Source organism: Bacteroides sp. AF32-8BH (genome assembly GCF_003435205.1).
Classification (GTDB): Bacteria; Bacteroidota; Bacteroidia; order Bacteroidales; family Bacteroidaceae; genus Bacteroides; species Bacteroides ovatus.
Genome location: NZ_QVLZ01000012.1, coordinates 64,110 through 82,822, shown reverse-complemented (window position 1 = coordinate 82,822; position 18,713 = coordinate 64,110). Strand labels below are relative to the sequence as shown.

Here is an 18,713-nt window from a genome sequence, read left to right as displayed (position 1 = left end):
TTGTGCGAAATAAAAATGCAAAATAGTTTATGGAAGATAGAATACAGAAAGCAGTGGAGCTTTTTAAGAGCGGATACAACTGTTCACAGTCGGTAGTAGCGGCCTTTGCGGATATGTATGGATTTACACAGGAACAGGCGTTGCGTATGGGTGCTTCCTTTGGCGGGGGGATAGGACGAATGCGTGAAACGTGTGGAGCTGCCTGCGGTATGTTTTTGGTGGCGGGCTTGGAAACCGGCGCTACGGAAGCGACAGACCGGGAAGGAAAAGCTGCCAATTATGCGGTGGTGCAAGAACTAGCGGCTGAATTTAAGAAGCGTAACGGCTCGCTGATTTGTGGCGAATTGTTGGGATTAAAGAAAAAAGATCCCGTTTCAACGATTCCGGAAGAGCGTACTGCTCAATATTATAGCAAGCGTCCTTGCGCTAAAATGGTGGAAGAAGCGGCAAGAATTTGGTCTGAATATCTCGAAAAGCATCCTAAATGAAAGAAAAAATGCTTTTTTATTACAAAAACGATAAAAAAGTGCTCAATAAAGTGTTATATAACATAAAAATAACTATCTTTGTCCCCGAAATAAAATCTGAAAGTCTTTTTGACCGGATGATTTTAAGCATGTCTAACTAAAATTGCAAAGCAAATGTTGAAAGAAAAAGCTGGTGTAATTGCAGGTACTATCTGGAATGCACTGAACGAAACAGAAGGAATGACTGCCAAGCAGCTTAAAAAAGCAACTAAATTGGTTGACAAAGATCTGTTCCTCGGCCTTGGCTGGTTATTGAGAGAAGACAAAGTCTCTGTGGAAGAAGTTGAAGGTGAACTCTTCATCAAATTGATCTAAGCGAGTAACTCACTTAAGCAATAAAAAAATGCGTTGGTACATGATCATAATGTTATCAACGCATTTTTTTTTATTCCGCCATTTACGTATCTTTGCACACCAAAAAGCTAAAATAATAAGAATTCAGAATGAAGAATATTCGCAACTTTTGCATTATTGCTCATATTGACCACGGTAAGTCAACGTTGGCCGACCGTCTGTTGGAGTTTACTAACACCATTCAGGTGACTTCAGGGCAGATGCTTGATAATATGGATCTGGAAAAAGAAAGAGGGATCACTATCAAGAGCCATGCGATCCAGATGGAATATACTTATCAGGGGGAGAAGTATGTCCTTAACCTGATTGATACTCCGGGACACGTGGACTTTTCGTATGAGGTGTCACGTTCTATCGCTGCATGTGAAGGGGCATTGCTGATTGTCGATGCTTCGCAGGGAGTGCAGGCGCAGACGATCTCGAATCTGTATATGGCCATTGAACACGACCTTGAGATTATTCCGGTTATCAATAAATGCGATATGGCGAGCGCCAATCCCGAAGAAGTGGAGGACGAAATCGTTGAACTGTTGGGTTGCAAGCGCGAGGAGGTAATTCGTGCATCCGGTAAAACGGGTATGGGAGTGGAAGAGATACTGGCTGCTGTGATTGAACGTATTCCTCATCCCGAAGGGAATGAAGAGGCGCCGTTGCAGGCTTTGATTTTCGACTCTGTATTCAACTCTTTCCGTGGAATTATAGCTTATTTCAAGATTGAAAACGGCACGATTCGCAAGGGCGACAAGGTGAAGTTCTTCAATACGGGAAAAGAGTATGATGCCGATGAAATAGGGGTGTTGAAAATGGATATGGTGCCTCGTAACGAACTTCGTACGGGGGATGTAGGATATATAATTTCCGGTATCAAAACTTCCAAAGAGGTGAAGGTGGGAGATACCATTACACATATTGCCCGTCCGTGTGACAAGGCTATTGCCGGGTTTGAGGAGGTGAAGCCGATGGTGTTTGCTGGAGTGTACCCGATTGAGGCGGAAGATTTCGAAGATCTTCGCGCGTCTTTGGAAAAGTTGCAGCTGAATGATGCGTCGTTGACTTTCCAGCCGGAGTCTTCATTGGCTTTGGGTTTTGGTTTCCGTTGCGGTTTCCTCGGATTGCTCCACATGGAGATTGTGCAGGAGCGCCTGGATCGTGAGTTTGATATGAATGTGATTACTACGGTACCGAACGTGTCCTACCATATATATGATAAGCAGGGCAATATGAAGGAGGTGCACAACCCCGGTGGTATGCCCGACCCGACGATGATTGACCATATCGAGGAACCGTATATCAAGGCGTCTATTATTACCACTACCGATTATATCGGTTCGATTATGACGCTTTGTCTGGGTAAACGCGGTGAATTGATTAAACAGGAATATATCTCCGGTAACCGGGTGGAAATCTATTACAATATGCCTTTGGGAGAAATTGTGATTGACTTTTATGATAAGTTGAAGAGTATTTCTAAAGGGTATGCGTCGTTTGATTATCATCCGAATGGTTTCCGTACTTCGAAGCTGGTGAAGCTGGATATTTTGTTGAACGGTGAGCCTGTGGATGCACTTTCTACTTTGACACATATTGACAATGCTTACGATATGGGACGCCGGATGTGTGAGAAGCTGAAAGAGCTTATTCCGCGCCAGCAGTTTGATATTGCCATTCAGGCAGCTATCGGGGCTAAGATTATTTCCCGTGAAACGATTAAGGCTGTTCGTAAGGATGTGACAGCGAAGTGTTATGGTGGTGACGTGAGCCGTAAACGTAAACTGCTTGAAAAGCAGAAAAAAGGTAAAAAACGAATGAAACAAATCGGTAACGTGGAAGTGCCGCAAAAAGCCTTCCTCGCCGTACTGAAGCTGGATTAAAAATACTGCCGCAAGCAATTTTTCAGAGATCTGTTCTGAACAAATTGACTTGCGGTTAGTTTTTAATACACCAGGTGATTGCCTTCTGTCTGCAGAGCTTTCCTTGGCAATTACTTTTTAGCAACAAACAACTATAAATATGAGAAAAGTTCTGTCTTTTTCGGGCTTCCTGATGTTGGGGCTCGTGGTTTCGCAATTCCTGCCGATGATGGCAGGAGATGGGTATGGAGCTGTTAAATCCATATCGAATGTACTACTCTATGTATGTCTTAGTTTTATAATGATTAATGTAGGCCGTGAGTTCGTCCTTGATAAAACGCGGTGGAAAAGTTACGCTCAAGATTATTTTATTGCAATGGCTACGGCTGCTTTACCGTGGTTTATGATTGCCATTTATTATGTGTTTATTTTGCTTCCGCCCGAGTTTTGGAATAGTTGGGAAGCGTGGAAGGAGAATTTATTGTTAAGCCGTTTTGCTGCACCTACATCAGCCGGTATTCTGTTTACGATGTTGGCGGCTATCGGACTGAAGTCCAGTTGGATTTATAAGAAGATACAGGTATTGGCAATTTTCGATGACTTGGATACGATTCTTTTAATGATTCCTCTTCAGATTATGATGATCGGGCTGCGCTGGCAGTTGATTATTGTGGTGGTGATTGTGTTCTTGTTTTTGTCGATCGGCTGGCAAAGATTGAATAAGTATGATTGGCGTCAGGATTGGAAGGCTATCCTCTTTTATTCAGTGATTATATTTCTGGCTACTCAAATACTGTATCTGGGGAGTAAAGAATTGTATGGGGACGAGGGAAGTATTCATATTGAAGTCCTGTTGCCGGCATTTGTTCTGGGTATGATTATGAAACATAAGGAATATGACACACCTGTGGAACGAAAGGTGTCTACCGGGATTTCATTTTTCTTCATGTTCCTGGTGGGAATGAGTATGCCGCATTTTATCGGAGTGAACTTTGCGGAGACTCATGCAGGTTCTTATTCTGTAACGGGATCACAGGAGATGATGTCGTGGGGAATGATTATGTTTCATGTGGTGATTGTCTCTTTATTGTCGAATATAGGAAAGCTTTGTCCGATGTTCTTCTATCGTGACCGGAAATTAAGTGAGCGACTGGCTCTTTCCATCGGTATGTTTACCCGTGGTGAGGTAGGGGCCGGAATCATTTTCATTGCATTGGGATATAACTTGGGTGGTCCGGCATTGGTTATTTCAGTGCTTACTCTGGTATTGAATCTGATTCTGACGGGTATCTTCGTTCTTTGGGTGAAGAATTTGGCTTTGCGGAGTTATGCGGACTGAAAAAATCACCACAGATTAATACAAAACGGAGTTCATTCACCACAGATTACACAGATTAACACAGATTTTCTTCATAAAGTAAGAGGGTGTTTCAAAAGTACATTGACCTGTCAATCTGTTATTTTTTAGACGCATCTAAAAAATAGGTTTTTAAGGGTTTTGACACATTTTCTTGGTTAAGAACCCATTTATATTAAAATCTGTGTTAATCTGTGGTGAAAATTATGGTTCGTCTACAAATTCGTCTTCCATTCCGTCGATCGGTAGAATCTTTTGACTTTCTTCGTGTGGCAACTGTTCCACTTGCCGCAGTTTGCGTTCGATGGCACGTGTTCGTTTTCCCATGACTTCTTCGAGTTGGTCACCGGCGCTTTGCAAGTTCTTTTGTACTTTTTCAAGTAATCCTCCGAATTTACTGAATTCTGTTTTGACAGCTCCCAATACGGTCCAGACTTCTCCGGTACGTTTTTGGATGGCAAGTGTACGGAATCCCATCTGGAGACTGTTGAGGATGGCTCCTAATGTTGTCGGACCTGTAACTACAATCTTATACTCCTTTTGGAGTGTTTCGATGAGACTGGTGCGTCGGATTACTTCGGCATATATGCTTTCAAACGGGAGGAACATGATGGCAAAATCTGTGGTAAAAGGCGGGTCCACATACTTATCATGAATGTCTTTTGCCATCTTTTTGATTGTATTTTCCAATTGTTTGCCGGACGATTCCATCAATGCTGCGTCTCCCGCTTCGAATGCATCGTAATATTGTTCGTATACATCTTTCGGAAATTTGGCGTCGATGGGGAGGTAGACGGTGCTGTTGGCGTCATCTTTTCCCGGAAGTTTGATGGCAAATTCTACAAATTCGGTTCCGCTCTTTTTGGTTTTGACATTGGCGTCGTACTGTTCGGGGCTCATCATTTGTTCTAAGAGTGCACCCAGTTGGACTTCGCCGAACGTTCCTCTCATCTTTACGTTGCTCAATACCTTTTTTAGTCCGCCGACATCTTGAGCAAGAGATTTCATTTCTCCCAGTCCTTTTTGCACGTTCTCAAGTTGCGAACGGACGATTTCGAATGATTGACCGATACGTTCATTCAGGGTTTTCTGGAGCTTTTCTTCCACCATCAGGCGCATGTCATCCAGTCGTTTCTCGGTGGATTTCAGTAATGCTTCCTGCTGGCGGGCCATCATGTCGAATTTCTGTCGTTGCAGTTCTCCGGTAGTCATCATATTCTTGTGCAGAACATCTTGGAGCTGTTGCATATTCTGGTTCAGCGTTTGCGTCATTTCCATGCGAAGTTCCCGGATGCTGCGGTTCAGTTCTTCCCGGTTTTCCTGCATTTGCTGACGCAAGGCTATTTGTAATTGTTCTGCTTGAGTTTGATTGTTGCCTTTGGTTAGTGATAATACAAGTAGGACTATCATTAACACGGCAATAACAATAAGTAGAATCAGTTCCATTAATATGTCAGAATTTCGTTTCCGGTTTCAGTAATCAGAATCATATTTTCCCATTGGGCGGAAGGCAGTCCATCGTCGGTGCAGACGGTCCATCCGTCGGCATCGTCTACAAACACTTCGTAGGTTCCCATATTAATCATGGGTTCGATGGTGAAGGTCATGCCCGGCACGATCATCATGCCTGTGCCCCGGCGTCCGAAATGTTCTACGTCCGGTTCCTCATGGAATTGCATCCCTACGCCATGTCCGCAGAGATCACGGACTACGCTGAATCCGTTCTTTTCTGCATGTTCCTGGATGGCGGCGCCTACATCACCCAGCTGTTTCCAGGGTTGTGCGGCAGCAATTCCTATTTCCATACATTCTTTGGTTACCTGTACTAACTTTTGCATATCAAGGTTGACGTCTCCAATCATAAACATACGGGATGCATCGGAAAAATATCCTTTGTAAATGGTGGAAACATCTACATTGATAATATCTCCGCTTTTCAGAATCTCATTTTTATTGGGTATTCCGTGACACACTACATCGTTGATGCTGGTGCAAACACTTTTGGGAAATCCTTCGTAGTTGAGTGGGGCAGGGATGGCACCGTGACTGGTGGTGAAATCATACACTAGCACATCAATTTCTTCGGTGGACATGCCTTCCCGGATATTCTCTGAAATATAGTCCAGCAGTGCAGTATTGATCTTGGCACTTTCCCGGATACCTTCCAGTTGCTCGGGAGTACGGAGTACTTTGCGCGGTGGAAGTTTATAACCTTGCTTTCTGTATTTCTGTATTTTTGCTTCTACTTCTGCCGGATAATTAGAGGGGGTAAACCGGAATCCCTTGATAAAGTTCTTCATTATGATAGCATATTTAATCGTATGACAAAGGTACGAGAATAAATGGAAAATATGCTTTCTTGTTTTCTAAAACTTTTCGATTCCTGATTGTCGGCACGGGTTACCATTCGTATGAAACACTAATTTGAGGTATCCATTCCCATCTTTTGCGGAGGACATTGTATTGGTATTGTACCCCTGTTTTTATTTTCCAGTTTTTATTTATTTTGAGAACAACATTACTACCCAATTGGGTGGGTTCCACTTCGGAAGGGAGGCCCCGGTGTTTTCGGGTATCAAGGTTTTGTACGCCATATATGTTGAGAGACCATTTGGGAGATAAATTATATTCTATTTGGCTTTGGATATGAAAGCAACTGGAATTTTCTGCAAAATTACTTTTACTGTGCAGCACAAGATTCTTGTTTATTCTTAACCAGGAGTAAGTGGGTAAAAAGGTGGAACCCGGTTTTAGGAATGTCTGATAAGTGCGAATGGAAGGTTTCGAAAAAATCATGGAAGATTTTAAAGTCGGTAGTGTGGGATCAAAATCTACAAATGGTTTTCGAGAGTACATGTTTTGCTCTACTTTTTCGATAAACTTTCTATTTATCTTGATCTCCTGATCGGATTCCAGCATTTGCTGAAGTCTCAATGAATCCTGTTTGTTCCATTCTTGTCCTGTTGCGGATAAGGGGAACAATAATAGGCAAAAAATATTGAATTGATATTTTCGAATGTCCATACACTGTGCTAGTAAAGTTTATTGTATGGACGGTGGAAAACAGGAAATGCTGCTCTAAACGATTAGCGACTAATAATAATTTCACATAATATGAGAATACTTTTCTTTTATTTATGATAGTTTTTTAGCCTTGAAAACCGGTTGTATCTTCTGAATCTCCGACTCAAAACCAAACCAGTAACCATGTCCTTCTTCATCGGTGGGAAGGAAACATAATCGTAGATTCTCGCGATATGCTCCGTATTCTATTTCCCAGCTTTCAGGTGGTAGCTGTCTTTTGGTTCTTACTTTTTCTGCCGGAGCTTTTTTTAATGACATACCCGCTTCTATCCATGCAATGCTGACTTGTGTCAGGTAGTCGGGATAATGATTCTTGCAGAAGTCATAGAGGATTAATCCTCTTTTTTCCAGGCTAAGAGGGGTGTCAATCACATCTGTTTGAACTAAATGATCGAGTAACTCATGTATAAAATGAGGGTTTTCGAGAATGAGTATCCGTGTGATGCTTCGCCAAGTTGGGGTATTGTAGAAACCGTCTAACAGGCGGGACAGATAATGTGCTGTCTGTAATTCATCTACGGTGATTTCACGAGTTTGAAGAACTTCGTATGGAGGGAGTGGAGAGTACTGTATGCCTAATTCGTCCGCTCTTCTTTTCATTTCGGTGCCCGGAAGTAATTTGAGGGATTCCAGTTGAATTTCTCCTGCGCCATACTCTGCTAAAGTACGGACATCATCGAAAATTTCTGATAGATGGTAGAGTGGGAGCCCTGCTATTAAGTCGGCATGGGTTTCCATGTTTTCAAGGGAACATAGATACTTGAGTCCGGCCAAAGCATCGGAGAGTTTGCCTATTCTCCGGCTTTGTTCAAGCACGTTTTCCCGAAGGCTTTGGATTCCGGCTTCCAGGTGTAGCAGTCTTTTAGGAAGGGTGGCTAATTCCTGTTTGAGTTCATCGGAAAGGAGTGCAGGATGAATTTCCAGATGAAAACAGATATCCGGGTATTCGCGGAATAGATTTAGTAATTCTTTTGCCCGTTTGTTGTTGTAATTGAAAGTGCGGTCCAGTACCCGTACATTCTTGATTCCGTGTTGGTGTATCACGTCAAGACGTTTCCGGGTTGCTTCAAGAGATAGGGTGCGAACCGGTTTTTCACCTCCACTGACACAAAAGGCACAGGTGTTAAAACATCCGCGGGTAGTTTCTAATTGCACAAAGGGTTTGCTCCAATTGAAGAAACGGCTCTCTTCAGGAGGGACTAATTCGGAAAAGTTCATGACACGGGCGAGCCCGTTGTCATGGTATGCTTCCGATTCATCCAGATAGCAGAGTCCTGTGATTGATTTCCATTCTTTTCTTGGCTGATTCCACACTTTTAACCATAAAGGAAATACTTCTTCGCCTTCTCCGCGAAACACTCCGCTTACAAATTTGTTCTTATATAAGAAAGCTTCATTATCTCCTAAAAACTCGGGACCTCCGAGTATAACACAGCAGTGAGGTAGTAACGCTTTTGCGCGTGAAACGATGTGCAGGAGTTGCTCGTGATTAAATAGCCAGTTGGTAGCTGCAATGATATCCGGTTGATGGCGGTAGATTTGATTGACGACACTACCGGTATTTTCATTGATAGTGGCGGAGACCGTACACCATTCAATGTCTGTATTATTTGCTATCTGGGCATGTAAGGCTGGCAATGCCAGCGAAGAATGAGCGTACGAACTATTTAAATCAAGCCAAAGAAGTTTCATGTGGAAAATTTAATATTATCTTTGCAAAGGTACAAAAAACTTGTGGCTTGTGATGTATAGTAAATATAAAATGCTAATTTTGTATTAATAAACGCAATAAACTAGAGAATTATGAAAATGATAAAGAGATATGCAGGTATCTTGATGATGCTGACTTTATTGGTTGGCTTTACTTCGTGTGAGAGTGAAGAAGAGACAGAATTTAATCTGCCTGGCGAGTGGTATACTAATGAAGAAATTGATTTCGGGGCATATACCTGGGGAAGAGGTACGCTCATGACATTTAATGCGAGAAATCAAGGAACGATTGGTTCTGCTGGTGATCCAAATTATCTGGTTTTTGAGTGGAGATGGATTGATGGAGGATATAATTCAATGGAATTATTTTTCTACGGTGACCGCACTTATGCCTATATTTGGGGTGCAGAAGCTACCGGCAGGACATTTAGTGGAACATGGTATAATAATTGGCAGGATTTTAGAGATAGAATAGATGGACAGCCATTTTATATGAGGCGTCAATAAAATAATAATGAAGATTAAAAATAAAGCCAGAGTCGATTATGATTCTGGCTTTATTTTTGAATATAGGAATTTATTTTTTCAGAAACAACTTCTTAAACTCCGCCGGATAAGGTGTCTCGAACTCCATCAAATCTCCCGTTACCGGATGATAGAAACAAAGTTTGAAAGCATGGAGTGCCAGTCGTCCGATAGGGTTGGGAGCATCTTCTCTTCCATATCTTCCATCACCGATAATAGGATGTCCTAAATCTTGCATGTGTACACGAATCTGATTCTTTCGGCCGGTTTCCAAATCGAGTTCCAACAGAGAATATCCGTTGGCACGTTTGATGGTCTTATAGTGGGTAATAGATTTTGATCCACCGTCATCATATTCACTGGAACTTACATAAAGCGTTTTATCAGTCAGCCAGGAAACGACTGTATCATAATCTTTTTCCATACTTCCCTCCACCACAGCTACATATCGACGGTCAGTCACGATATCGTGCCAGTTATCACGTAGTGTCCGCTGTGTTTTTTCGTCTTTAGCAAACATCATCAGGCCGGAAGTGTCCCTGTCCAGGCGATGAACGATAAACACACGGAATTGACGTCCGGAACGTTGCACGTATTCGTTAAGTATTGTATAGGCTGTGCGCTCTTTCTGTCTTTCTGTATTGACTGATAAAAGTCCCTGCATCTTCTCGACAACAATGATATAGGCATCCTCATATACGATTTTCAGCAGTCTGTTATTAAATTCTTTTTTTCCCTTTTGTTTGCTGATTTGCACTTTCATGCCCGCTTCAAGAGGAAAGTTGAATTGTGTGGTTATCACATTATCAACAAATACAACCCGTTTGCTTAACAACGATTTTAATTTCGTACGACTTGCGTCCGGCATCTTGGTAGCCAGGAACTCCATTAGTTCCATGGGTTCTTTCACTGCATAATTGGTATATTGAGCACGTGCTTTTTCAGCAGGAGTTCTTCTAGGTCTTTTTCCCATTTCTTTTTTCTTTTGAAATTCTATTATCATCACGGATTATCGAAGTTCCAGCAACACCACATTTTCTACGTGGTGGGTGTGAGGGAACATATCTACCGGTTGAATGGCTTTCACCTTGTATTTCTCATCGAGTAATTGCAAATCCCGTGCTTGAGTAGCAGGATTACAACTTACATACACAATCCGTTTCGGTTCGGCAAACAAGATGACATCAACTACATCCTGGTGCATACCGGCACGAGGAGGATCAGTAATGATTACATCCGGGCGTCCATGCTGATTGATGAAATCCTGCGTCAGTATATCCTTCATATCACCGGCATAAAACAATGCATTCTTGATATCATTGATTTCTGCATTTACCTTTGCGTCTTCGATAGCTTCCGGCACATATTCGATACCGATTACCTGGCGAGCCTGGCGTGATACGAAGTTGGCGATTGTTCCCGTTCCTGTATAGAGGTCATATACCAGTTCGTTGCCTGTTAATCCGGCAAATTCACGGGCCACTTTATATAAATTATAAGCCTGTTCCGAGTTGGTCTGATAGAATGATTTCGGTCCTACTTTGAAACGCAGTCCCTCCATTTCTTCAAAGATGTGATCTTTCCCTTTAAATACATGCACATCCAAATCATTGATTGTGTCATTGCACTTATTATTAATAATGTATAGAAGAGAAGTGATTTCTGGGAAAGAGTCCGCTACGAATTGGAGTAACTGCTTGAACAGTTCCATTTCGTGATCTTCCGTAATCTTGCAAATGACGATTACCATCAGTTCGCCAGTTGAAGAGGTGCGTACAATCATATTCCGCAGCATACCTTCCTGTGTGCGCAGATTGATGAAAGAGTAATCGTGTTCGTAAGCGTAGTCACGTACAGCGTTGCGGATACGGTTGGATATATCATCCTGTAACCAGCATTTCTCAATAGCCAGCACCTTGTCAAAGGCTCCCGGAATGTGGAAACCCACCGCATTCATCTGGTCATACTTCACATCCTGACGAACTTCTTCGTTTGTCAACCAGCGTTTATTTGAGAAGGTGAATTCCAGTTTGTTCCTGTAGAATTCCGTCTTGTCAGAACCGAGAATCGGAGAAATTTCGGGAAGTTCGATTTTCCCGATACGTCTCAAATTATCTTCCACTTGCTTTTGCTTATATCTGATCTGCTCCGAATAGGGGAGCACTTGCCACTTGCAGCCACCGCATACGCCATAGTGTTGGCAGAAAGGAACAGCGCGATTGGGCGACAGCTCGTGAAACTTCACCGCTTCAGCTTCGGCATATTTATTCTTTTTACGCTTGATTTGCAGGTCTACGACATCACCCGGCACTACATAGGGAACAAAAATCACCAGGTCGTTTACTTTTGCGATGGCTTTTCCTTCGGCAGCCACATCCATGATTGTTACCTTCTCCAATAAGGGAAGCTCTTTTTTCTTTCTTGCCACTTTTACACCAGTCTAATAATTACTTTGCAAAAGTAGGTATTTTTTTTGGAAAAAATTCGGGTATACAGAAATATTCCGGATTGTAATGTCGAAATTGCATTTTGATAGAAAGTTTTTTCGCAAAAAGTTTTCAAGTTTGCGAAATATCCTTAGATTTGCGAACAGAAAAAAATCATAATGTAACTTTAAACACAATATTATGGATAAAAAAAGAGTTTATACCTTTGGTAATGGTCAGGCAGAAGGAAAGGCTGACATGAAGAATTTGCTCGGTGGTAAGGGAGCCAACCTTGCAGAAATGAATTTAATCGGAATTCCTGTCCCTCCCGGATTCACAATAACTACAGATGTTTGTACGGAATACAATACGTTAGGACGTGATAAAGTGGTTGAGCTACTGAAAGATGAAGTGGTAAAAGCGATCACTCACGTGGAAACGTTGATGAAATCTAAATTCGGTGACGTTGAAAATCCTTTGTTGGTGTCTGTACGTTCCGGTGCGCGCGCATCTATGCCGGGTATGATGGATACGATTCTGAACTTGGGATTGAATGACGAAGTGGTAGAAGGTATTATCCGTAAGACAGGTAATGCACGCTTTGCATGGGACTCTTATCGTCGTTTTGTGCAGATGTACGGTGACGTAGTATTGGGCATGAAGCCTACCAATAAAGATGATATCGACCCGTTCGAAGCAATCATTGAAGAGGTGAAGAAAGCGAAAGGGGTAGAACTGGATAACGAGTTGAAAGTGGAAGACTTGCAGGAACTCGTAAAGAAATTTAAGGCTGCCGTAAAGGAACAGACCGGAAAAGATTTCCCGACTGGTGCATACGAACAACTTTGGGGAGCTATATGTGCCGTATTTGATTCATGGATGAATGAACGCGCTATCCTTTACCGTAAGATGGAAAGTATACCTGATGAATGGGGTACAGCTGTCAATGTACAGGCTATGGTGTTCGGTAATATGGGTGAAACTTCGGCTACTGGTGTTTGTTTCTCACGTGATGCCGGTACGGGTGAAGACCTTTTCAATGGTGAATATCTGATTAACGCACAAGGTGAAGACGTAGTGGCCGGTATCCGTACTCCGCAACAGATCACCAAGATTGGTTCTCAACGTTGGGCTGTATTGGCTGGTGTGACCGAAGATGTTCGCGCAGCGAAGTTCCCTTCCATGGAAGAGGCAATGCCGGAAATCTATAAAGAATTAGATGCTCTCCAGACTAAACTGGAAAATCATTATAAAGATATGCAGGACATGGAGTTCACCGTACAAGAAGGTAAACTCTGGTTCCTTCAGACACGTAACGGTAAGCGTACAGGTGCTGCTATGGTGAAGATCGCTATGGATTTGCTCCGTCAGGGCATGATTGACGAAAAGACTGCTTTGATGCGCGTGGAACCGAATAAACTCGATGAATTGCTTCACCCTGTATTCGATAAGGATGCTTTGAAGAAAGCCAAAGTGTTGACTCGTGGTCTTCCGGCTTCTCCGGGTGCTGCAACCGGTCAGGTGGTGTTCTTTGCTGACGACGCTGCTGAATGGCATGCTGCCGGTAAACGTGTGGTAATGGTTCGTATCGAAACTTCTCCGGAAGACTTGGCCGGTATGGCAGTTGCCGAAGGTATTCTTACGGCTCGTGGCGGTATGACTTCTCATGCTGCTGTTGTGGCTCGTGGTATGGGTAAATGTTGTGTATCAGGTGCAGGTGCATTGAATATCGATTATAAAAACCGTACCGTAGAAATTGACGGTGTTGTGTTGAAAGAAGGCGATTATATCTCTCTGAACGGAAGTACAGGTGTAGTTTATAATGGTAAGGTAGAAACACAGGCTGCAGAACTTTCCGGTGACTTTGCTGAATTAATGACGCTGGCTGATAAGTATACTCGTCTGCAGGTACGTACAAATGCGGATACTCCTCATGATGCGGAAGTGGCTCGTAACTTCGGTGCAGTAGGTATTGGGCTTTGCCGTACGGAACACATGTTCTTCGAAGGTGAAAAGATCAAGGCAATGCGTGAAATGATTCTGGCGGAAAATGCGGAAGGACGTCGTAAAGCATTGGCTAAGATTCTTCCATACCAACAGGAAGACTTTAAGGGCATCTTTAAAGCAATGGCTGGTTGCCCGGTAACTGTTCGTTTGCTCGATCCTCCTTTGCATGAGTTCGTTCCTCATGATTTGAAGGGACAGCAGGAAATGGCAGATACTATGGGTGTGAGCCTGCAATATATCCAGCAACGTGTAGAATCATTGTGTGAGCATAACCCGATGTTGGGTCACCGTGGTTGCCGTCTGGGAAATACTTATCCTGAAATTACACAGATGCAGACACGTGCCATCTTGGGTGCTGCACTCGAATTGAAGAAAGAAGGAGTGGAAACTCATCCGGAAATCATGGTTCCATTAACTGGTATCTTGTATGAATTCAAGGAGCAGGAAAATGTAATCCGTGCGGAAGCTAAGAAGTTGTTTGAGGAAGTAGGAGATAGCATTGACTTCAAAGTGGGTACAATGATCGAAATTCCGCGTGCCGCTTTGACTGCCGACCGTATCGCTTCTTCTGCCGAGTTCTTCTCATTCGGTACAAATGACTTAACGCAGATGACCTTCGGTTATTCTCGTGATGATATAGCTTCTTTCCTTCCTGTTTATCTGGAAAAGAAGATTTTGAAAGTAGACCCGTTCCAGGTTCTCGATCAGAATGGTGTGGGACAGTTGGTACGTATGGCTACAGAAAAGGGCCGTGCTATCCGTCCGGATCTGAAATGTGGTATTTGTGGTGAACATGGTGGTGAGCCTTCTTCAGTGAAGTTCTGTCACCGGGTAGGTTTGAACTACGTTAGTTGTTCTCCATTCAGAGTGCCGATTGCCAGATTGGCGGCGGCGCAGGCAGCAATCGAGGGATAAAGGCGGTATAGCTGATATTCAGTTAATTAGGCGGTATGCTTTTCATTTACAAAGGCTTACCGCCTATTGTATTTTAAAAATGTACGTGCATTTTGCACAAAAAATGAGTAGAATAAACGCAAATGTTGTACAATAGTTATGCAGTTTTGACAACAGTGTTGTACAAGTGTTGTACAAATGCTTTTTCCGTATAGTCAATAAGTTACGGGCGTTTTGCCTCAATCACATTGGAACACGGAACAATCGCTTTGGAACATAGTACGCCCAAACAGAATGTTTAATTATAAAACGAATATAAAATGGCAACATTGAAAGCAGTAGTGAGAACGGCACGGGCTGACGGATTTTATCCGGTATATATCCGGGTGACTCATCATCGAAGCTCTGCGTTCATTAAGACAGACAAGATGGTGACGAAGAAGGAACTCACCAAAACTAATGAGATTAAAGACCCGTATGTTTTGCAATTCTGTTCGCAGAGAATATTGGAGTATACGGAGAGGCTTAATAGCAAAAATATCGAGCATTGGACAGTCAAGGAAGTAGTCGAGTTTCTTGCAAGTGGGAATGATGACGTTTGTTTTTCAGATTATGCACGAAAGCATATCAACCGAATGATTGACAACGGTCAACAACGTAATGCTAAGAACTATCAGCTGGCATTGCAACATCTGGAGCGTTTTTTAGGAACAACGCAGATAATGTTCTCACACCTTACATCGCACTTGATGAATAGGTGGATTAAGTCGCTTGAACAGACACACCGAGCTAAGGAGATGTATCCTATCTGTATGCGACAAGTATTTAAAGCTGCTATTCTGGAGTATAACGACTATGATAATGGGATTATTCGTATAAAGACTAATCCATGGGTGAAAGTGGAGATTCCTTCGGCAGATCGTGCAGAAAAACTTGCCATTACACCCGAAGCGTGTCGGGAATTCTTTTCATTTCCTCTGCCGGAAAGTAAGATGAAATATCCACAGACGGAGTTCGGACGTGATATAGCCATGATGGTGCTTTGTTTGGCAGGAATCAACACAGTTGATCTATACAATTTGAAAAAGCAGGATTATCGGAACAGCATTATTCACTATCAGCGTGCCAAGACAAAGAAGTTTCGTGCCGACGGTGCATATATGGAAATGCGCGTGCCGGCAATTATTCAACCGCTCTTCGATAAATATCTCAATACGAAGGAGGATGACGATCGTCTGTTCAATTTTTATCAGCGTATGACAACATCTGACAGTTTTGGTTCCAATGTTAACAGTGGAATTAGGCAAATATGTGAGGCCATGGGAATGGCAAAAGAAGAACGGTATTCGGTCTATACATTCCGGCACACGTGGGGTACTGTGGCACAGAATGACGTGAGAGCTTCAATTGATGAGGTTGCATTTGCGATGAATCATGCTGCTGGACATAAGGTAACACGGGGCTATATAAAGATTGATTATTCTCCTGCTTGGGAATTAAACGAGAAAGTGGTTGATTTCATTTTCTTCTCCGGTAAGACATCTGTTCGCGAGCAGAAGCAGGAAGATACGCATTTTAGATTATCATTCCGATATATGGTAAATGGGGCGGCTTACCACAATGGGCAGAAAGTTGCAGAGTTGACTGATGTAGGATTCAACAACGTGGACGATGTTATAGCACGACTTGTGACAATGTTACCCGAAGATATTCCTAACCGTTCTATGGTGATGTTTAAAATCGTCAATCTTGATAAGAATCAGACGGTAGTATATCAGCGGCAGAAAGGAAAGGGCTTCTGATTTTTTCGAACCTACAAGGAACTTTTTCTTTGTAGGTTTTTGTTTTTATGAAGAAAAGCGACATCCTTTCGGATATCGCTTTCAAGCAAAACTGTATTATATTACCCCTAAGGGTAAGCAACTCCTCGCGTCTAAAGTAGAGAGAAGTAGATTATTCTTCGTCGTCCTCTTCATCCCCAGCAAGTTCGACCAACTTATCTTCAATGGTAAGGTGAATTTCGTTATCATCAATGCTGATGTTTCTCGGCATAATTATTTTAATGAACTCCATAGAAACCTTCACTCGGTCTTTAGGATCAAGTTCTAAAAAGTCTTGCATTATTAGCGGTGCCACATCCCCTTCAGGTATCGTATTGTGAGTTTCAAGCCATTTTTCAATCATGCCTTTGGCCAATGCTGTTATTTTGTTAGGTGTTCCTTTTTGTCGTCCTCCTGTCTTTTTCCCTTTTGCCATACCATAATGATTATTAGTGTAAAAAGATAAAATGATGTTGCGAAGATAAGGGCTTACTTTCGCAAATGAGGTATAACTTTTAATAATTAAAACAAAGGTTTTATGGGATTAATTGGAAGTGCTATAGGAGCGGCAGGTAGCATATTTGGCGGTATCTCTGCATCGAAAGCAATGAAGAAAATTAAGAGCAACGTTGAGGCGCAGCGACAGAAGAACCAAAATTGGTATGATCGCAGGTACAATGAGGATTATACGCAACGAGCCGATGCGCAACGTATTCTCACGCAGACGGAAGAGAGTATCAAGAACCGTAATAAGCAGGCAGCTGGTATACAGGCTGTAATGGGCGGTACTGATGAAAGTGTAGCAGCTACAAAAGAAGCGAATAGCAAGGCTCTTGCTGATGCAACATCACAGATTGCAGCACAGGCGGATGCGCGCAAAGACAACATCGAGGCCACCTATATGCAGAATGACAATGCTTTTGTTGAGCAACTCAATCAGTTAGAAAAAGATAAGGCAGAAGCGATAACCGGAGCCGTACAAGGAGTAACGAGTGCGGCAAGCAAAATGCCATTTTAATGTGTGGAGGTAACTTATGGCGACATATGATGATATATTAGGCAATGGAGGTGGCACACCTTTTCCGAAAGGTTCTAAAGAATGGCATGAACAGCAACAAGACGGTTCTTCTGCACCTCCACCTGTAAAGGGTACACAGGAATGGGTGGAACAAAAAGCGGCTACGGCTCCTGTTGTTACCGCACCTAAACCTGACACAACTACTACACCGCCCCCTCCGACCAAGCAAGAAGGCTCGGACGGTGGTGCCCTTTCATATGCTGAACTGTTCAAGAAACTTAATCCTTATACTCCACCGACCGACGAAGAACTTGCTAAAGAGAAGAAAAAGCAGAAACGTGACCAAATTTTTGCTGCAATTGGTGATGGCATATCTGCTCTCTCCAATCTGTACTTTACAACACAGGGTGCACCGAATATGTATAGTGGAAAAAACACAGCTTCGGAAAGGTTACAGGTTAGGTATGATCGATTAATGAAAGAACGTAATGAGAATGCCCGGGCTTATTTGAGCGGCCTGTTCGGTGCTATGCAGGCTGATGATGTCAAAGCGAGAGATGATCGTAATTGGAGACATCAGTTAGCACGCGAGAAAAGAGCCGATGCCATTGCGGACGCAAAGGAAAAACGAGATAACCAGATATTTGATCTCAACGTTAAGCTCCAAAACAATAAAATATCAGCAGCCGAAGCTGATGCAGAACGTAAAAGAGTGGAGGCCGAATATGCTGATGATCTTGCAAAGGCTAGACTTGAAACTGAAAAGGCTAAAGCGGGCGCTTCAAAAGCTTCTGCTTCCGCATCCAATGCTAGAGCTGGGTATTATAACCGTGGTGGTAGTGGCGGCAATAAGAAAAGGATGACACTTACTATTGATGGTAAGACCACTTACTATGATACGAAAGAAGATTATGAGAGAGCGGTGCAGCGTGAGGCTAAACGGTTAGGTATTAAGACTCACCAATATGTGAAAACCACAGAAAATGATGTAATGGGGGCAAAAGAAAAGAATGTCTCTACTCCAAAACCTATCAGCCAACTTGCCGGTGAAGTTGAAACGGCATCGAATAAGAAGAAAAGTCCAACAGCCGGAGATAACAGTAGTAATAAAAAGAAAAGTCCAACATCATAAATGAAACAT

Annotated in this window: 16 protein-coding genes; 9 read left to right on the top strand and 7 right to left on the bottom strand. The window is 42.7% G+C overall.

Going from position 1 to position 18,713, the window contains the following annotated elements; translation table 11 throughout:
* The first annotated feature begins 29 nt into the window (after positions 1–29).
* The 4 genes from DWZ47_RS10555 to DWZ47_RS10540 all read left to right on the top strand — a co-directional run bounded on the left by DWZ47_RS10555 (position 30) and on the right by DWZ47_RS10540 (position 4,070).
* A complete protein-coding gene (locus tag DWZ47_RS10555; RefSeq protein ID WP_004295601.1) occupies positions 30–488 on the top strand; it encodes a C-GCAxxG-C-C family protein in 459 nt (152 codons plus the stop codon).
* A gap of 153 nt (positions 489–641) precedes the next feature.
* On the top strand, positions 642–842 hold the full coding sequence (locus tag DWZ47_RS10550) for a winged helix-turn-helix domain-containing protein (RefSeq protein ID WP_004295603.1): 201 nt from the start codon (positions 642–644) through the stop codon (positions 840–842).
* A gap of 128 nt (positions 843–970) precedes the next feature.
* Positions 971–2,752 (top strand): translation elongation factor 4, encoded by a 1,782-nt coding sequence (gene lepA / locus DWZ47_RS10545; RefSeq protein WP_004295604.1) that lies wholly within the window; start codon positions 971–973, stop codon positions 2,750–2,752.
* Between the two features lie 139 nt (positions 2,753–2,891).
* Positions 2,892–4,070 carry a sodium:proton antiporter gene (locus DWZ47_RS10540; RefSeq protein WP_117513064.1) on the top strand — a complete coding sequence of 393 codons (1,179 nt, stop codon included), beginning with the start codon at positions 2,892–2,894 and terminating at the stop codon, positions 4,068–4,070.
* Between the two features lie 222 nt (positions 4,071–4,292).
* On the opposite strand, the gene DWZ47_RS10535 is transcribed toward DWZ47_RS10540, so the two are convergent.
* The 4 genes from DWZ47_RS10535 to DWZ47_RS10520 form a co-directional block, all read right to left on the bottom strand.
* Positions 4,293–5,534 carry a DNA recombination protein RmuC gene (locus DWZ47_RS10535; RefSeq protein WP_115484247.1) on the bottom strand — a complete coding sequence of 414 codons (1,242 nt, stop codon included), beginning with the start codon at positions 5,532–5,534 and terminating at the stop codon, positions 4,293–4,295.
* Complete coding sequence (gene map / locus DWZ47_RS10530; RefSeq protein WP_004309213.1) at positions 5,534–6,388, bottom strand: type I methionyl aminopeptidase; 855 nt, start codon at positions 6,386–6,388, stop codon at positions 5,534–5,536. Before map ends, DWZ47_RS10535 begins: the two co-directional genes overlap by 1 nt.
* Before the next feature lie 100 nt (positions 6,389–6,488).
* Complete coding sequence (locus tag DWZ47_RS10525; RefSeq protein WP_004309212.1) at positions 6,489–7,112, bottom strand: DUF4858 domain-containing protein; 624 nt, start codon at positions 7,110–7,112, stop codon at positions 6,489–6,491.
* Between the two features lie 111 nt (positions 7,113–7,223).
* Positions 7,224–8,864 (bottom strand): B12-binding domain-containing radical SAM protein, encoded by a 1,641-nt coding sequence (locus DWZ47_RS10520; protein WP_004309211.1) that lies wholly within the window; start codon positions 8,862–8,864, stop codon positions 7,224–7,226.
* Positions 8,865–8,975: 111 nt separating this feature from the next.
* Here DWZ47_RS10520 and DWZ47_RS10515 point away from each other — a divergent pair, with 111 nt between their 5' ends.
* A complete protein-coding gene (locus DWZ47_RS10515; RefSeq protein ID WP_004295611.1) occupies positions 8,976–9,389 on the top strand; it encodes a hypothetical protein in 414 nt (137 codons plus the stop codon).
* A gap of 70 nt (positions 9,390–9,459) precedes the next feature.
* Here DWZ47_RS10515 and DWZ47_RS10510 read toward each other — a convergent pair whose 3' ends face one another.
* Both DWZ47_RS10510 and rlmD read right to left on the bottom strand, forming a co-directional pair.
* On the bottom strand, positions 9,460–10,380 hold the full coding sequence (locus tag DWZ47_RS10510) for an RluA family pseudouridine synthase (protein ID WP_004317963.1): 921 nt from the start codon (positions 10,378–10,380) through the stop codon (positions 9,460–9,462).
* Positions 10,381–10,416: 36 nt separating this feature from the next.
* Positions 10,417–11,787 carry a 23S rRNA (uracil(1939)-C(5))-methyltransferase RlmD gene (gene rlmD / locus DWZ47_RS10505; protein ID WP_217622112.1) on the bottom strand — a complete coding sequence of 457 codons (1,371 nt, stop codon included), beginning with the start codon at positions 11,785–11,787 and terminating at the stop codon, positions 10,417–10,419.
* A 247-nt stretch (positions 11,788–12,034) separates the two neighbouring features.
* Between rlmD and ppdK the strand changes: the two genes are divergently transcribed.
* Together ppdK and DWZ47_RS10490 are read left to right on the top strand one after the other, a co-directional pair.
* On the top strand, positions 12,035–14,755 hold the full coding sequence (ppdK, locus tag DWZ47_RS10495) for a pyruvate, phosphate dikinase (protein ID WP_004317964.1): 2,721 nt from the start codon (positions 12,035–12,037) through the stop codon (positions 14,753–14,755).
* 299 nt (positions 14,756–15,054) lie between these two features.
* Entirely contained in the window at positions 15,055–16,536 is a 1,482-nt protein-coding gene (locus tag DWZ47_RS10490; protein WP_073345910.1) for a tyrosine-type recombinase/integrase, read from the top strand.
* Positions 16,537–16,687: 151 nt separating this feature from the next.
* Here the strand turns inward: DWZ47_RS10490 and DWZ47_RS10485 are convergent, their stop codons facing one another.
* Positions 16,688–16,990, bottom strand: a complete 303-nt coding sequence (locus DWZ47_RS10485) for a hypothetical protein (protein ID WP_117513062.1) — start codon at positions 16,988–16,990, stop codon at positions 16,688–16,690.
* Between the two features lie 102 nt (positions 16,991–17,092).
* Here DWZ47_RS10485 and DWZ47_RS10480 point away from each other — a divergent pair, with 102 nt between their 5' ends.
* Positions 17,093–17,572, top strand: a complete 480-nt coding sequence (locus DWZ47_RS10480) for a hypothetical protein (RefSeq protein ID WP_117513060.1) — start codon at positions 17,093–17,095, stop codon at positions 17,570–17,572.
* Between the two features lie 16 nt (positions 17,573–17,588).
* Entirely contained in the window at positions 17,589–18,704 is a 1,116-nt protein-coding gene (locus DWZ47_RS10475; protein ID WP_073345905.1) for a hypothetical protein, read from the top strand.
* The last annotated feature ends 9 nt before the right edge of the window (positions 18,705–18,713 follow it).

Excerpts from the sequence above, each read along its gene's own strand:
- ppdK (WP_004317964.1), top strand. The coding sequence starts at position 12,035 with ATGGATAAAAAAAGAGTTTATACCTTTGGTAATGGTCAGGCAGAAGGA.
- lepA (WP_004295604.1), top strand. The coding sequence starts at position 971 with ATGAAGAATATTCGCAACTTTTGCATTATTGCTCATATTGACCACGGT.
- DWZ47_RS10525 (WP_004309212.1), bottom strand. The coding sequence starts at position 7,112 with ATGGACATTCGAAAATATCAATTCAATATTTTTTGCCTATTATTGTTC.
- DWZ47_RS10535 (WP_115484247.1), bottom strand. The coding sequence starts at position 5,534 with ATGGAACTGATTCTACTTATTGTTATTGCCGTGTTAATGATAGTCCTA.
- rlmD (WP_217622112.1), bottom strand. The coding sequence starts at position 11,787 with ATGGATGTGGCTGCCGAAGGAAAAGCCATCGCAAAAGTAAACGACCTG.
- DWZ47_RS10480 (WP_117513060.1), top strand. The coding sequence starts at position 17,093 with ATGGGATTAATTGGAAGTGCTATAGGAGCGGCAGGTAGCATATTTGGC.
- map (WP_004309213.1), bottom strand. The coding sequence starts at position 6,388 with ATGAAGAACTTTATCAAGGGATTCCGGTTTACCCCCTCTAATTATCCG.
- DWZ47_RS10475 (WP_073345905.1), top strand. The coding sequence starts at position 17,589 with ATGGCGACATATGATGATATATTAGGCAATGGAGGTGGCACACCTTTT.
- DWZ47_RS10555 (WP_004295601.1), top strand. The coding sequence starts at position 30 with ATGGAAGATAGAATACAGAAAGCAGTGGAGCTTTTTAAGAGCGGATAC.
- DWZ47_RS10490 (WP_073345910.1), top strand. The coding sequence starts at position 15,055 with ATGGCAACATTGAAAGCAGTAGTGAGAACGGCACGGGCTGACGGATTT.
- DWZ47_RS10515 (WP_004295611.1), top strand. The coding sequence starts at position 8,976 with ATGAAAATGATAAAGAGATATGCAGGTATCTTGATGATGCTGACTTTA.
- DWZ47_RS10520 (WP_004309211.1), bottom strand. The coding sequence starts at position 8,864 with ATGAAACTTCTTTGGCTTGATTTAAATAGTTCGTACGCTCATTCTTCG.
- DWZ47_RS10540 (WP_117513064.1), top strand. The coding sequence starts at position 2,892 with ATGAGAAAAGTTCTGTCTTTTTCGGGCTTCCTGATGTTGGGGCTCGTG.
- DWZ47_RS10485 (WP_117513062.1), bottom strand. The coding sequence starts at position 16,990 with ATGGCAAAAGGGAAAAAGACAGGAGGACGACAAAAAGGAACACCTAAC.
- DWZ47_RS10550 (WP_004295603.1), top strand. The coding sequence starts at position 642 with ATGTTGAAAGAAAAAGCTGGTGTAATTGCAGGTACTATCTGGAATGCA.
- DWZ47_RS10510 (WP_004317963.1), bottom strand. The coding sequence starts at position 10,380 with ATGGGAAAAAGACCTAGAAGAACTCCTGCTGAAAAAGCACGTGCTCAA.